General features: G+C 70.3%; 11 protein-coding genes. 7 read left to right on the top strand and 4 right to left on the bottom strand.

What is annotated here, in order from left to right; all coding sequences use genetic code 11:
• Window positions 1-60: 60 nt before the first annotated feature.
• Window positions 61-924, bottom strand: a complete 864-nt coding sequence (locus ACH35V_RS05670) for an EI24 domain-containing protein (protein WP_395970444.1) — start codon at window positions 922-924, stop codon at window positions 61-63.
• Between the two features lie 44 nt (window positions 925-968).
• Here ACH35V_RS05670 and ACH35V_RS05665 point away from each other — a divergent pair, with 44 nt between their 5' ends.
• A complete protein-coding gene (locus tag ACH35V_RS05665; protein ID WP_395970443.1) occupies window positions 969-2072 on the top strand; it encodes an NAD(P)-dependent alcohol dehydrogenase in 1104 nt (367 codons plus the stop codon).
• Here the strand turns inward: ACH35V_RS05665 and ACH35V_RS05660 are convergent.
• Window positions 2047-3582, bottom strand: coding sequence for a GMC family oxidoreductase (locus tag ACH35V_RS05660; protein WP_395970442.1), 1536 nt, complete (start codon window positions 3580-3582; stop codon window positions 2047-2049). The genes ACH35V_RS05665 and ACH35V_RS05660 overlap by 26 nt on opposite strands.
• A gap of 203 nt (window positions 3583-3785) precedes the next feature.
• Here ACH35V_RS05660 and ACH35V_RS05655 point away from each other — a divergent pair, with 203 nt between their 5' ends.
• The 6 genes from ACH35V_RS05655 to ACH35V_RS05630 all read left to right on the top strand — a co-directional run bounded on the left by ACH35V_RS05655 (window position 3786) and on the right by ACH35V_RS05630 (window position 12252).
• The gene (locus tag ACH35V_RS05655) at window positions 3786-4853 is read left to right on the top strand and encodes an ABC transporter permease (protein ID WP_395970441.1); all 1068 of its coding nucleotides are present in this window, start codon (window positions 3786-3788) and stop codon (window positions 4851-4853) included.
• A 24-nt stretch (window positions 4854-4877) separates the two neighbouring features.
• Window positions 4878-5942, top strand: coding sequence for a sugar ABC transporter substrate-binding protein (locus ACH35V_RS05650; RefSeq protein WP_395970440.1), 1065 nt, complete (start codon window positions 4878-4880; stop codon window positions 5940-5942).
• A gap of 17 nt (window positions 5943-5959) precedes the next feature.
• Window positions 5960-7462 (top strand): sugar ABC transporter ATP-binding protein, encoded by a 1503-nt coding sequence (locus tag ACH35V_RS05645; RefSeq protein WP_395970439.1) that lies wholly within the window; start codon window positions 5960-5962, stop codon window positions 7460-7462.
• Window positions 7463-7791: 329 nt separating this feature from the next.
• On the top strand, window positions 7792-10797 hold the full coding sequence (locus tag ACH35V_RS05640; RefSeq protein WP_395970438.1) for a glycosyl hydrolase family 18 protein: 3006 nt from the start codon (window positions 7792-7794) through the stop codon (window positions 10795-10797).
• Window positions 10798-10960: 163 nt separating this feature from the next.
• Window positions 10961-11821 carry a TIGR03619 family F420-dependent LLM class oxidoreductase gene (locus tag ACH35V_RS05635; RefSeq protein ID WP_395970437.1) on the top strand — a complete coding sequence of 287 codons (861 nt, stop codon included), beginning with the start codon at window positions 10961-10963 and terminating at the stop codon, window positions 11819-11821.
• Window positions 11818-12252 (top strand): nuclear transport factor 2 family protein, encoded by a 435-nt coding sequence (locus tag ACH35V_RS05630; RefSeq protein WP_395970436.1) that lies wholly within the window; start codon window positions 11818-11820, stop codon window positions 12250-12252. Before ACH35V_RS05635 ends, ACH35V_RS05630 begins: the two co-directional genes overlap by 4 nt.
• Here the strand turns inward: ACH35V_RS05630 and ACH35V_RS05625 are convergent.
• Window positions 12236-13786 carry an MFS transporter gene (locus tag ACH35V_RS05625; protein ID WP_395970435.1) on the bottom strand — a complete coding sequence of 517 codons (1551 nt, stop codon included), beginning with the start codon at window positions 13784-13786 and terminating at the stop codon, window positions 12236-12238. The genes ACH35V_RS05630 and ACH35V_RS05625 overlap by 17 nt on opposite strands.
• Window positions 13783-14358 (bottom strand): TetR/AcrR family transcriptional regulator, encoded by a 576-nt coding sequence (locus ACH35V_RS05620; protein WP_395970434.1) that lies wholly within the window; start codon window positions 14356-14358, stop codon window positions 13783-13785. The genes ACH35V_RS05625 and ACH35V_RS05620 overlap by 4 nt, the downstream gene beginning before the upstream one ends.
• Window positions 14359-14372 lie beyond the last annotated feature (14 nt).

Below are 14372 nucleotides of genomic sequence, written 5' to 3'. Positions count from 1 at the left end.
CGAAGATCAGCGGCGCGGTCCCGGCCGGGAATCACGCTCAGGACACATCTTCCCAACGCCTCAGCCGTTCCAGGCCGATCCGCCGTCACCCGGTGTGACCAGCGCCTCCTTGGGCGGCGGCCCGTCCGCGAGGCGCTCCCTCGCCAGCAGCGTCGCGCCCGCGACCGCGCCCGGCATCGCCAGCACGGCGCCCAGCGGGACGATGAAGACCAGGAACGTCGCGACGCCGAACCCGATCACCAGCGGGCGGTTCGCCTTCAGCCGCGCGAACCGCTCGGTGCGCCGGATCCCGCGCCGCTCCAGCGCGACCGACGTCAGCTCGCCCGCCAGGAAGTAGCCGGACACCAGCGCCGCGACCACGGGCACGACCGTCTGCCCCAGCACGGGCAGGAACCCGCACACGAAGAACACGACGGCGAACGTCAGCGCGATGGCGCCGAGCAGCACCGCGTCCTTGATCGCCCGCCCGATCTGGACGAGCAGCGGGACGTCCGGCTCCGGCGGCGCGCCGCCCTGCGACTCCTCGACGCGGACGGCGATGGCCTCGTAGAACGGGTCCCCGACCAGCAGCGTCACGGCGGTGAAGGTGAGCACGGCGAGGAACAGCGACGCGCCGTAGATCGCCGTCCCGGCGACGATCCGCGCCCACGTCCGCGGCGTGTCCGACCAGTCGTCGGCGAATCCCGTCACCCATCCGGCGAGGTCGTCGATCTGGAACGCCAGGAAGACGAGCGCCGTCACGTACACGGCCAGCACGATCAGCGCCGGGATCAGCCCGAACAGCCACTGCGCCGGATGCCGCGCCATCCACGCGATGCCGCGGAACAGATATCCGACGCCGTTGAACAGGTCCTTGGCGCCGGACGGCCGTCCGGCGGGACGGCCCGGCGGCGGCGGTTGCGGGGGGACGTACGGTTGGCTCACGCCCCCAGACCCTATAGGCCCACGGGCAGACCGAAGGAGTCGCCTTGCAGATCACCGCGGCGCTGGTCGAAGAGCGGGACGGACCGTTCACCCTCACGCAGCTGGAGCTGGACGACCCCGGCCCCGGCGAGGTCCTGGTCCGGCTCGCCGCCACCGGCATCTGCCATACCGACGGGCTGGCGCGCCACGGCGACCTGCCGTTCCCGCTGCCCGGCGTGCTCGGCCACGAGGGCGCGGGCACCGTCGAGGCGGTCGGTCCCGGCGTGACCGGCTACGCGGAGGGCGACCCGGTCGTGATCGGCTGGCCGTCGTGCGGGACGTGCCGTAACTGCCGGGCCGGTGAGCCCAGATATTGCCTGCGGCTGACGGAGGCGCTGTGCGGCGGGGGCCGTCTCGACGGCGGCGGGACGGCCCTGCGCCGTCCCAACGGCGACCCTGTCTCCAGCCATTTCTTCGGCCAGTCGTCGTTCGCGACGCATTCGCTGACCACCGCCGCCGCGCTGGTGCCCGTGCCCCGGGAGCTGCCCCTTGAGCTGATGGGGCCGCTGGCCTGCGGGGTGTCCACCGGCGCGGGCGCGGTGTTCAACACCGTCCGGCCGCGGCCCGGCGCGCAGCTGGTCGTCTTCGGGGTGGGGACGGTGGGGCTGGCCGCGATCATGGCCGCGCGGAACTCGCCCGCCACCCGGATCATCGCCGTCGACCGGCACGCGTCCCGGCTGGACCTCGCGCGGGAACTCGGCGCGACCGACACCGTCGACGCCGCGAAGGACGACGTCGTCGCCGCCGTCCACGACCTGTGCGGCGGGCCCGCCGACTACGCGCTGGAATGCACCGGGGTGATCGACGTCGTCCGGCAGGCCGCCGATTCGGTCGGCATGCTGGGCACCTGCCTCCTGATCGGCGGCGCACCGGCGGACGCGGAGTTCGCGCTCGACCATCTGTCCACCCTGTGGGGCAAGCGGATCGTCGGGGTGCTGGGCGGCGGCGGGCGCAGCGAGGAGCTGATCACCGCCGTCATGAGCCTGTACGCGCAGGGCCGGTTCCCGTTCGACCGGCTGGTGGAGTACTTCGACTTCGCCGACGTCCAGACCGCCCTGGATCGCTCCTACGCCGGGGAGGTCGTCAAGCCGATCCTGCGGATGCCGTGACGGGCACGCCACTGAGTAGGTCGGCGGCCTTTTCCGCGATCATGATCGCGGGCGCGTTGGTGTTGCCGGTCGGGACCGCCGGCATGACCGACGCGTCCGCGACCCGCAGACCCTCGACGCCGTGGACGCGCAGTTCCGGGTCGACGACCGCGTGATCGTCCACGCCCATCGCGCAGGTGCCCGCCTGGTGGTGATACGTCACGACCGACCTGCGGATATAGGAGTGCAGGCCGTCGGTGCTCTCCGCGAGGGGCCCGGGATACAGCTCCCGCGCTCCCCAGTTGGCGCGCAGCTCGGGGGCGTCCACGATCTCCCGGCACAGCCGGACGGCGGCGGCGAGCGCCTCCAGGTCGGCGTCGTCCGACAGCACGCGCGGGTCGATCAGCGGCGCGTCCCACGGGTCGGCGGCGAGGCGGATCTCGCCGCGGGACGCCGGACGCACCAGCCCCGCCATGAGGGAGACGCCGTCCGGCGGCCCGTCCATCCACGGTTCGTAGAGCGGGACGCCGAAATGGAGCGGCTGGAGGTCGGGCACCGGTAGGTCCGGGCGGCTCCGCCAGAACAGGTGGCTCTGCGTGAAGGGGAGGCCGGGTGAGAACGCGGGCGTCCGTTCGATGGAGGCGATCACCGGCACGAGCCAGTGGTCCTGGAGGTTGCGGCCGACGCCGGGCACGTGCGCGACCGTGCCGCCAAGCGCGTCCGTGCCGGCGAGCGCGTCCGCGTCCCCGATCCCGGAGCGCATGAGCAGGACGGGCGACCCGATGGCACCGGCGCACACCACCACTTCGTCGGCGTAGGCGCGTTCCGCGACCCCGCCGCGTTCCCATTCGACGCCGACGCACCGCCGCCCTTCCAGGAGCAGCCGCCGGACGCTTGCATTCGGGACAATTGTAACTCCGTACCCCAAAACGGGCGTCAAATACGCGCGCGCGGTCGTGAGGCGGCGCTTGTCGCGAATGGTGAACTGCATGAAGGACACGCCGTCCTGCCGGACGCCGTTGTAGTCCGGATTGAACGGCAGCCCGGCCTCCCGCGCCGCCGCCACGATCGAACGATGCACCGGGTCCGGCTCGTATCCGGTGAGGACGTCGAGGGTTCCGGGCGCCTCGGCGCCGAGCCCGTCGATCCGCGCGAAGACGGGCTGGACGTCCCGCCAGGACCAGCCCCTATTCCCGAGGGAGGCCCAATGGTCGTAATCGGCGGGATTGCCGCGCACCCAGATCATGGCGTTCAGCGCATGCGAGCCGCCGACGACGCGACCGCGCGGCAGATGCAGCCTCCGCCCTTGCGCCCGCTCCTGCGGAACGGTGCGGAAGGCCCAGTCGAGAGGCGAGTCCCAGAGTTCGTGCATGCGGGACGGATCGTCCACCGCGGGCTCGTCCCGGTGCGGGCCCGCCTCGACGACCAGGACGTCCCGTCCGGCGTCGGCCAGCCGCCGCGCGACGACCGACCCCGCCGACCCCGCGCCTACCACGATCACCTCGGCCCGGCGCCCACTTTCACCGCTCACGGATGGCCTCCACGGGTCGAATGCGGCGGAAACGAACGGTACTGACGTGAAGGGAGCGTACTTCGGGGTGATTTGTGTAGGATTCCGGAAATCGCAGGCCATGCCGCCAAAGACAAGGACTGTTCCGCCAGAGCCAAGAGCACCGGCGAAGAAGGCGGTGGACTTTCCGGACCGTCCATCGGGGAGGAAGAAGGGAGCCGCCAGTGACCGCCCATCGGCAGTCCGATACCGGCGAAAAGGTTGATCCGGCGCCTCGGAGCTGGGGACATGCCGCATCGCTGACCCAGGCGAGGCTTCCGTCGCTCGCCGTCCGGGCCGGGCGCGGGGAGGCCACGAGCGTTCTGGTCGCGACCCTGGGCCTGGTCGCGTTCATCAGCATCCTGCACCCGGAGTTCCTGCGCGTCGACCAGCTGCTGGACACCCTCCAGTCGGCCGTCTACGTCGGGCTCCTCGCCTGCGGCATGGCCTACCTGCTGTCGATGCGCGAGATCGACCTGTCGGTCGGGTCGACCTTCGGGCTGACGGTGGTCGCGACCGGGCTCATGATGAACGAGGGGCTGCCGCCGTGGCCGGCCGCGGTCCTCGGCATCGTGCTCGGCGGGTTCCTCGGTCTCATCAACGCACTGATCGTGCATTTCGTGGGCATCCCGGCGATCGTGGCCACCCTCGCCACGCTCTCGGTCTTCCGCGGCCTGACGCTCGCGCTGAGCGACGGCAAGCAGGTCACCGGCCTGCCGCTGGAGAGCTCCTTCTTCACCCTTCTGGGCGGCAAGACGTTCGGGGTCCCGACGAGCGTGTGGGTCCTGATCGCGATCGCCGTGGCGCTCACCCTGGTGCTCAGGTTCACCCCGTTCGGCTACCGGGTGCGCTCCATCGGGTCCAACCCGGACGCGGCGACGTTCTCCGGCATCTCCATCGCGAAGGTCCGCATGCAGGCGCTGGTGCTGATCGGCCTGCTCGCCGGGCTCTCCGGCGTGCTCGGCCTGGCGTTCTTCACCTCCGGCGACCCCAACATCGGCACCGGGTTCGAACTCCAGGCGATCGCCGCCGCCATCATCGGCGGAACGCCCCTTCGCGGCGGCAGCGCCACCGTCATCGGCGCCTGCCTCGGCGCCGTGCTCCTCAGTGTGGTCACCAGTGGTCTGCAGTACTTCAACATTCCCGCCAACTGGAGCGCGTTCGCGACGGGTGGAGTCATTCTCGCCGCCGTCGCGCTGGACAGCCTGGTGCGCCGCCGCAGGCGGCGTGAAAGCGCCAAGCTCGGTCTATGACACCCCGCACCCCAAGGAGAACAAGTGAAGATCAGATCTTTGACCCTGGCCACAGTGCTCATAGGCACGGTCGCCCTGGCCGGATGCGGTTCCGGTTCCGGCGGCGCGGGGGAGAAGAAGTCGGGCAGGCTTAAGCTGGGATTCATTTACGCGACCACTACGCAGAACCCGTTCCAGGAAATGGCTTACGGAGCGAAAGCGGCCGCTAACGCGGACGGCAATGTGACGCTCAACGCGTCCGCGCCGACCGGCGTGAACGGGCCGGTCCAGGTCCAGCTGTTCCGCTCCGCGATCCGCAGCTCGCCCGACGGCATCGCCTTGCAGGCCCTCGCACCGGACCTGTTCAACCGTCCGCTCGTGCAGGCCGACGACAGCGACATCCAGACCGTCGCCGTGGACGCCGCCGCGCCGCCCGGAACGAAGACGAACCTGTTCGTCGGCAACAGCAACACCGAGGTCGGGCGCGCGCTCGGCGAGGAGTTCGTCAAGAACGTCCCGGCGGGCACCAAGGGCGAGGTCGTCATCGGCCTCGCGATTCCCGGCCTGCGGCTGCTCGAACAGCGCGTCGAGGGGCTCACCGCCGTCATCAAGAAGGAACGCCCCGAGCTGACGATCAAGGGCCCGTTCGACTCCAAGTCCGAGCCGACCGACAACTACAACGCCTGGAACTCGATCGTCAAGGCGAACCCGAAGGCGATCGCCTACCTCGGGGTCGGCGCCCAGGACGGCGTCTCGCTGCCGCTCATCCAGAAGCAGACCGGGCGCAAGTTCCTCGCCGGATCCTGCGACCTCGACCCGGCCGCGCTGAAGGCCGTCAAGGACGGGTCCCTGTTCGCCCTGTCCTCGCCCGAGCACTGGCTGAAGGGCTACGTCGCGATCTCGCTGCTGATCCAGAGCAAGCGCGACGGCAAGAAGCTGCCCGAGGGCTGGTGGAACCCCGGCACCCTCGTCGTCAACTCCGGCAACATCGACGAGGTCATGAAGCGCCAGGTCAACGAGCAGAGCCGCAACGCCTACTTCAAGGCGCTGGCCGAGAAGCAGGTCGGCAACCCCGGCCAGTACCTCAAGCCGCTGAACCAGGCGAACTGAAATGAAGGCCAGCTGACATGACGGTGCTCCGCGCGCAGAACATCACCAAGACCTACGGCGGGGTCACCGCGCTCGCCGACGGCGCGATGAACGTCGAGCCGGGGTCGGTGCATGCTCTTCTGGGCGAGAACGGGGCCGGGAAGTCGACCATGGTGAAGGTGCTCGCCGGGACGATCCGTCCCGACTCGGGCACCCTCACCATGGACGGCCGGCCCGTCGCCTTCCACAGCACGGCGGACGCGGTCCGCCACGGCGTCGCGGTCGTGTCGCAGGAACTGAACCTCTTTCCGGACCTGGACATCCTCGCCAACCTCTTCCCGCTCCGCGAGCCCAAGCGGGGCCCGTTCCTGAACCGCCGCGCGATGGCCGACGCCGCCCGGCCGATCCTCACCAGGCTCGGCCTCGACGTCGACCCGCGCACCCTCGTCCGCGAGCTGTCCCTCGGGCAGCGCCAGCTCGTCGAGATCGCCCGCGCCCTGCTGACCGAGCCGCGCGTCCTCATCCTGGACGAGCCCACCTCGGCCCTGGACCGGGACGGCTCGGACCGCCTCCTCGGCATCCTGGAGGTGCTGCGGGAACGCCAGGTCGGCGTCGTCTTCGTGTCGCACATCCTCGAAGAGGTCATGCAGCTCTGCGACACGATCACGGTGCTGCGGGACGGCGACACCGTCCTCAGCGGCGCCGACCGCGCCGACCTGCGCATCGACGACATCGTCTCGGCGATGCTCGGCCCCCGGCCCGAACGGGAGGCGGCGCCGCCGCCCGTCCCGCCGCAGGCCGGGAACGGCCGGGAACTGCGGCTCGACAAGGTGTCGGTGGACGACGTGATGACCGACGTCGACCTCCGCGTGCACGCCGGCGAGATCGTCGGCGTGACGGGCCTGGCCGGGGCGGGGCACCTCGCCGTCCTGGAACTGGTCGCGGGGCTGCGGCGGCCGTCGCGCGGGACCGTCCGGCTGCCGGGCGACCGCCCGGTCCCCCGCGGCCTGCGCCGGGCGATCGGCGCGGGCGTCGCGGTGGTGTCGGGCGACCGGCGCGGCCGCGGCCTGATGCTGGACCAGCCGGTCTGGCAGAACATCGGCCAGGTCCGCTCGATCGGCCTGAGCCGCGACGGCCTGGTCGTCCGCAAGTCCGCGCTCCGCGCCCGCGCCCGCGGCCACGTGGACCGGCTGCGGATCCGCTGCCGGGACGTGGACCAGCGCGTCGGCCTGCTGTCCGGCGGCAACCAGCAGAAGGTCGTCATGGCGAAGTGGCTGGACGCGTCCCCCGCGGTCCTGCTGCTCGACGACCCGACCCGGGGCGTGGACGTCGGCGCGAAGGCCGAGATCCACGACCTGATCCGCAAGGCGGCCGCCGACGGGGCCGTGGTCCTGCTCGCCTCGACCGACCTGGAAGAGCTCGCGGAACTGTGCCACGGCGTCCTGGTCTTCTATCGCGGCGAGGTCGCCGCCCGCCTTTCCGGCTCCGACCTCGACCAGCACACGATCGTCCGGGTCTCCAACACGGGCGAGCACGGATAGCCGAAGCGCCCACACGGGCGAGCACGGATAGCCGAAGCGCCCACACGGGCGAGCACGGATAGTCGAGGCGCTCACACGGCCGCCGCGGACATGACCGCGGCGGCCGTTTCTATGCGCTGATGGGCCGCCGAACGACCACGTCGAGGACCGCCCGAGTTGGCTCCGAACGCCGTTTCCGGGGCGTCGCACGCACTGGTCTGGTCCGCATGCTGGACCGGTTTCCACTGAATGTCAGGCTTGAAATTTGGTCCTTGCATGCCGCTTGAAGTGCGGTTATGTTCCTCACAATTAGTATAGTTTCCTAATTATTGAAGGGAACTGAGATAGCCGTGCGCACCAGACCCCCCCTCCGGAGGATCACCGCCGGAGTCACCGCGCTGCTCCTGATGTTCGGCCTCTCCGTGGCCATGACCACGCCCGCCCACGCGGCGGGCCCGACCGCCGCCTGCCGCACCGTCCAGGAATGGGGCGGCGGCGCCCAGTACACCTGCACGATCACCAACAGCGGCACCGGCGCCACGTCGGGCTGGAAGCTGGAGTTCGACCTCGGCTCCAACGTCCGCATGGGCTCGTACTGGGACGCCTCCCTCACCAGTTCGGGCACCCACCACACGTTCGCCAACCGCAACTACAACGGCACGATCAGCCCGGGCGGCACCGCCTCCTTCGGTTTCCTGGTGTCCTTCACCGGAACGCTGAGCGGCCCGGAGAACTGCAAGCTCGACGGCCAGCCCTGCGACGGCGGCCCCTCGGACGCCCCGCCGAGCGCTCCCGCGAACCTCCGGACCACCGAGGTCACTCCCACCTCGGTCTCCCTCGCGTGGGACGCCGCGTCCGACGACCAGGGCGTCAAGAACTACGACGTGCTGAACGGCAGCGCCGTCGCGGCCACCGTCACCGGCACCGCCGCCACCGTCAGCGGCCTGACGGCCAACACCCGCTACACCTTCACCGTCCGCTCCCGCGACACCGCCGACCAGCTCTCCGAGGTCGGCGCCCCGGTCACCGTCACCACCCCCGGCTCGGGGGAGGACGCGCCGCCGTCCAAGCCCGCCGAGCTGCGCGTCTCCTCGACCGAGGGCGACACCGTCAAGCTCGCCTGGAACGCCGCCACCGACGACAACGGCGTGGCCGGCTACGACGTGCTGCAGAACGGGTCGGTCGCCCAGTCGGTCACCGGCACGACCGCGTCCGTCTCCGGCCTCCGCCCGGGAACCTACCGGTTCGCCGTCCGCGCCAAGGACTCGATCGGCCAGTTCTCCGAGCTGAGCAACGAGGTGACCGCCACCGTCGGTCCCGGCACCGGAGGCTGCCGCCCCGACGGCCTCTACCAGACGCCGGGCGTCACCCCCGCGTACTGCGAGGTCTACGACGAGGACGGCCGCGAGAAGATGGGCGAGGGGCGCACCCGCCGCGCCATCGGCTACTTCACCAGCTGGCGGACGGGCAAGGACAAGAAGCCCCGCTTCCTCGCCAACGACATCCCGTGGGACAAGATCAGCCACATCAACTACGCCTTCGCGCACGTCGACGACCAGAACAAGGTCTCGGTCGGCGGCGACAAGCCCACCAACCCGGCGATCGGAATGGAATGGCCCGAGGTTCCGGGCGCGGAGCTCGATCCCAGCCTCCCGTACAAGGGCCACTTCAACCTGCTCAACAAGTTCAAGAAGCAGAACCCGAACGTCAAGACGCTGATCTCGATCGGCGGCTGGGCGGAATCCGGCGGCTACATCGACGACAACGGCAACCGCGTCGCCTCCGGCGGGTTCTACAAGATGACCGACAGCCAGGCGAGCATCAACACGTTCGCGGACTCCGTCGTCGAGTTCCTGCGCAAGTACGGATTCAACGGCGCGGACATCGACTACGAGTACGCCACCTCGATGCAGTACGCGGGGCACCCGGACGACTTCTCCTTCTCGAACCCGCGGCGCGCCAAGCTGATGGCCGGATACGTGGCCCTCATGAAGACGCTGCGCGAGAAGCTGGACGCGGCCGGCGCGGCCGACGGAAAGCACTACCTGCTGACCGCCGCCGTCTCGGCGTCCGGCTGGATCCTGCGCGGGCACGACAGCTACCAGGTCGTCCCGTACCTGGACTACGCCAACATCATGTCCTACGACCTGCACGGGACCTGGAACCACTTCGTCGGTCCCAACGCCGCCCTGTACGACGACGGCAAGGACAACGAGCAGCAGGAGGGCGGCGTCTACAACGCCTACGGAATGGGGTACCTGAACACCGACTGGGCCTACCACTACTTCCGAGGCTCGATGCAGGCAGGCCGTATCAATATCGGTGTGCCGTTCTACACCCGCGGGTGGAAGAACGTCCAGGGCGGCACGAACGGGTTGTGGGGCAAGTCGGCCCTACCTGACCAGAAGCAGTGTCCCAAGGGCACCGCGGGCGATGTCGGCTCCACGACGCCGTGCGGCGACGGCGGAATCGGCATCGACAACATCTGGCACGACCTGGAGAACGGCAAGGAAATGGCGTCGGGCAGCAACCCGATGTGGCATGCCAAGAACCTCGAAAAGGGACTCCAGGGCACCTACATCGGCGACTACGGCCTCGACCCCGCCAACGACCCCGACGACCGTCTCGTCGGCACCTACACCCGCAACTACAACAGCACCATGAAGACGCCGTGGCTCTGGAACGCCACCGAGAAGGTGTTCCTGTCCACCGAGGACGAGGAGTCGCTCGCGGCCAAGGCCAAGTACGTGGCCGACAAGGGCATCGGCGGCATCATGATCTGGGAGCTGTCCGGCGACTACGCCTGGGACCCGGCCCGCAACGACGGCAAGGGCGAGTACTTCATGGGCAAGACGCTGATCAACGTGATCAACGACGGCCTGAAGAACGCCGCCCCGTACGGGAACCTCAAGTCCAGCACGACGATGCCCACCGACGTCCTCGACGTGAAGGTCGACCTGGTCAACTTCCCGGTGGGCGACGCCAACTACCCGATCACCCCGAAGATGCGCATCACCAACAACTCGGGCCAGACCATCCCGGGCGGCGCGACCTTCAAGTTCGACTACGGCACGTCAGCGCCGGCGTCGATGACCCAGCAGACGGGCTGGACGCTCTCCGTCCAGGCAGGCCATACCGGCAACAACGTCGGCGGCCTGAAGGGCGACTTCCAGAAGGCCACCCTGACGGTGCCGAGCTACACGAGCATCCCGAACGGCGGCTCCGCCACCATCGCCCTGAGCTACCAGCTCCCGATAGTCACACCGTCCAACTTCGTCCTCACCTTCGGAGGCAAGTCCTACGTCCTGACCCAGGACAGCCCGAGATCAGCCTCAGTAGGCGGCCTGCGCCGCTGACCACGTAATAAATCCCACCCCAAGGCAGGGCGTGCGCCCCCACCGCACGCCCTGCCCCTTTTTCTGGGTCCCCGGCATGGGCCACGGGCATGGGGCACGGGCATGGGCCACGGCGATGAGACGACGCCTGGCGGGGAGGTGGAACGGGTTCTAGTATTCGGGGATGAGGTTCACTTATGCCGAGGCGATGACGGATCCGTCGTTCTATCTGCCGCTGGCCAGGGCCGCGGAGGCGGCGGGGTATACGAGCATGTCGGTCGCCGACTCGCTCGTGTATCCGCGGGAGTCGGACTCGGTGTATCCCTACACCGCGGACGGCGGCAGGGAGTTCCTTGAGGACAAGCCGTTCATCGAGACGTTCACGCTGATCGCGGCGATGGGGGCGGTGACCAGCACGATCCGGTTCACGCCGTTCGTGCTGAAGCTGCCCGTCCGTCCGCCGGTGCTGGTCGCCAAGCAGGCGACGTCGACGGCCTGCCTGACCGGGGGGCGGCTCGGGCTCGGGGTGGGGATCAGCCCGTGGCGGGAGGACTTCGAGGTCATGGGCGTGCCGTGGGAGCGGCGCGGGCGGCGGATGGACGAGGCCATCGACGTCGTGCGGGGGCTGAGCGGCGGGGAGTACTTCGAGTTCCACGGGGAGTTCTTCGACATTCCGGCGATCAAGATGACGCCGGCGCGGCCGTTCCCGATCCTGGTCGGCGGGCACAGCGAGGCGGCGCTGCGGCGCGCGGTCGTCCGGGGAGACGGGTGGATGCACGCGGGGGGCGGCGACCTGGACCAGCTGCTGACCAGGCTCAATCGTCTTCGGGAGGACGAGGGCAAGGCCGGAGGGTCGTTCGAGGTCCATGTGATCTCGCCGGACGCCTACTCGGCCGACGGGGTCAAGCGGCTGGAGGACAAGGGCGTCACGGATGTCATCGTCGGGTTTCGGATGCCCTATGAGAAGGGGCCTGACCGGGAGGCTCTGCACACGAAGATCGAGAACCTTGAGCGGTTCGCGGAGAAGGTCATCGCCCGGGCATGAAACGAGAACACGTTATAGACGGGGAGCATCCGGCGCGGCGGGCCGCGCGGGCGTCCATGAGCGCCGTCACGGCGGGGCACAAGGAGGAATGGCTCCGGCTTTTCGCGCCGGACGCCCTGATTGAGGACCCCGTTGGGCCGTCGTTCCTCGATCCTGACGGGCGCGGGCATCGGGGGCGCGCGGGCATCGAGGCGTTCTGGGACGGGTTCATCTCCACCATCGCGAGCTTCGACTTCGCCGTCGCCGACTCCTTCGCCAACGGCCCCTGCTGCGCCAACGTCGCGACGATCACGACGACGACGGACGACGGCGCCACGATGACGATCGACTGCGTCCTCGTCTACACGGTGGACGAGGACGGGCTCATCACGTCCCTGCGCGCCCATTGGGAGCCGGACCGCGCCCTGGCGACGCTCACTTCTGCTCGGTGATGTCGGTGCCCTTCGGGACGATCGCGAAGACGGCCGCCGCCACGGCGATCATCATCAGGCCGCCGAGCAGCGATGTCGTCTGCATCGAGTCGGTGAACGCGGCGCTCGCCCTGGCCGCGAGGTCGGGCAGGCCCTGCCGGTCGGCGATCGCCACCGCGGAGCCGAGGGACTCACGCGCCGCCCCGGCGGCCGGGGAGTCGAGCGCGCCGAGGTCGCCGTCCAGTCCGGTGCGGTAGAGCAGGGCCGCGACGCTGCCGAGGACGGCCACGCCGAGGACGTTGCCCAGGTCGTAGCCGGTCTCCTCGATCGCCGCGGCGTTCCCGGCCTTGTCCCCCGGGGTGCCCGACATGATCATCGCGGACCCGATGGCGAGCGACCCGATCCCGGCTCCGACCAGGCTCAGGGCGACCAGGACGTGCGTGTAAGCGAGATCGCCCGGGGCGAAGAACAGCACGAGCATTCCGGCGCCCGCGATGGCCAGCCCTCCGGCGAGCACGCTTCTGGCGCCCGTCCTCTGGGCCAGCCACGGCGCGAGCAGCGACGCGAGGGTGGCGGTCACGGCGACCGGGAGCAGCCGGACGCCGGTCTCGATCGGGCCGAACCCTTCGACGAGCTGCATCCACTGGGCGAGCAGCAGCAGGGCGGCGGCCAGCGCGAACGTCGAGCCCAGCGCCGCGACGACGCCCGCGGTGAAGCGGCGGCTGGTGAACAGGCGCATCTCCAGGAGCGGGTCCCGGCGGCGCAGGCTGCGCAGGACGAACCAGGTCAGCGTCGCGATCGCGGCGACCAGCGCGGCCCAGCCGGAGAGGACGGCGAGGCTCTCCTCCTTCGCGAAGCGCTTGAGCGACCACACGAGCAGGACCATGCCGACCAGCGACAGCGCCGCGCCGACGCCGTCCCAGCGGCCGGGGCGCAGGCTGCGCGACTCGGGCAGGATGAGCGCGCCGGCGATCAGCGCGGCCACCATGAGCGGCACGTTCACGAGGAACGCGGCGTGCCAGGAGAAGTACTCCAGCAGGAGCCCGCCGACGACCGGGCCGACCGCCGCGCCGACCCCCGACACCGCGGCCCAGATCCCGAGCGCCGTCGCGCGCTCGGCCGGGTCGGTGAACACGGTGCGGATCATGGACAGCGTGGTCGGCATGATCATCGCGCCGCCGACGCCCAGGACGGCGCGCAGCGCGATCACCGTCTCGGCCGACCCGGCGAGCAGCACCAGCGCGGACGCGCCGCCGAAGACCGCGTACCCGGCCAGCAGCAGCCGCTTGCGCCCCCACCGGTCGCCGACGGCGCTCGCCGACACCAGCAGGCCCGCGAGGACGAGCGAGTACGCGTCCACGATCCAGAGCAGCTGGTTCGACGTCGGCCGCAGGTCCGCCGACATGTCGGGGATCGCGATGTTGAGGACCGTCAGGTCCATCGTGATGACCAGCAGGCTCGCCGACAGGACGACCACCGACGCCCAGCGCCGCCGCGCCGAGACGGCCTCGGGCTTGTGCATGGCGACGCTCATCGGGCGTCCGTGAACGCTCATCGGGCGTCCGTGAACAGGGCCGTGATGGCGTCGGTCAGGAGCGGCAGGTCGAGGGGCTCCTCGTGGAGTGCGGCGTGCAGGGTGGCGCCGTCCGCGAGCACCGCCACCGCCGTCGCCCGCGCGACGCCGATGTGCGCGGACAGGATGGCGACCAGCTCGTCGAACCAGCGCAGCGACAGCGAACGCAGTTGGGGGTCGCGCATCGCGGCCCAGGCCAGCGCGTTGTCCGCCTGGACGAGACGCACGTCTTGCAAGTACTCGTGGAACGCGGACGCGAGTGCGACCGGCGCCGTATTCACGTCCCGCGTGACCTCGCGGACGACCGCCAGCGCCTCGTCGATCTCGTCCGCGAGGTGCTGCAGCGCCGCCTCACGGAGGTCGTCCAGGGTCGCGAAGTACTGGGTCGTGGACCCCAGCGGCACCCCCGCGCGCCCGGCGACCAGCCGGTGCGTCAGCCCGCCCGTCCCCACCTCGGTGATCAGCTCGGCCGCGGCCTCGACGATCGCCCGCCGCCGCCCCTCGGGGTCGCGCCGGCTCCGCGGCCTCCCCGGCGTCGCACTCTCCTCCGGCATGCTCCCCGCCTCTT

This window comes from Actinomadura sp. 1N219 (assembly GCF_044326405.1).
GTDB lineage: Bacteria > Actinomycetota > Actinomycetes > Streptosporangiales > Streptosporangiaceae > Spirillospora.
Note: the sequence above shows the minus strand (reverse complement) of the source record. Positions and strands in the feature narration are given on the sequence as shown.

What these genes read in the sequence shown, in the direction of transcription:
- ACH35V_RS05645 (WP_395970439.1), top strand. Translation starts at nt 5,960, where the DNA reads ATGACGGTGCTCCGCGCGCAGAACATCACCAAGACCTACGGCGGGGTC.
- ACH35V_RS05635 (WP_395970437.1), top strand. Translation starts at nt 10,961, where the DNA reads ATGAGGTTCACTTATGCCGAGGCGATGACGGATCCGTCGTTCTATCTG.
- ACH35V_RS05625 (WP_395970435.1), bottom strand. Translation starts at nt 13,786, where the DNA reads ATGAGCGTTCACGGACGCCCGATGAGCGTCGCCATGCACAAGCCCGAG.
- ACH35V_RS05620 (WP_395970434.1), bottom strand. Translation starts at nt 14,358, where the DNA reads ATGCCGGAGGAGAGTGCGACGCCGGGGAGGCCGCGGAGCCGGCGCGAC.
- ACH35V_RS05630 (WP_395970436.1), top strand. Translation starts at nt 11,818, where the DNA reads ATGAAACGAGAACACGTTATAGACGGGGAGCATCCGGCGCGGCGGGCC.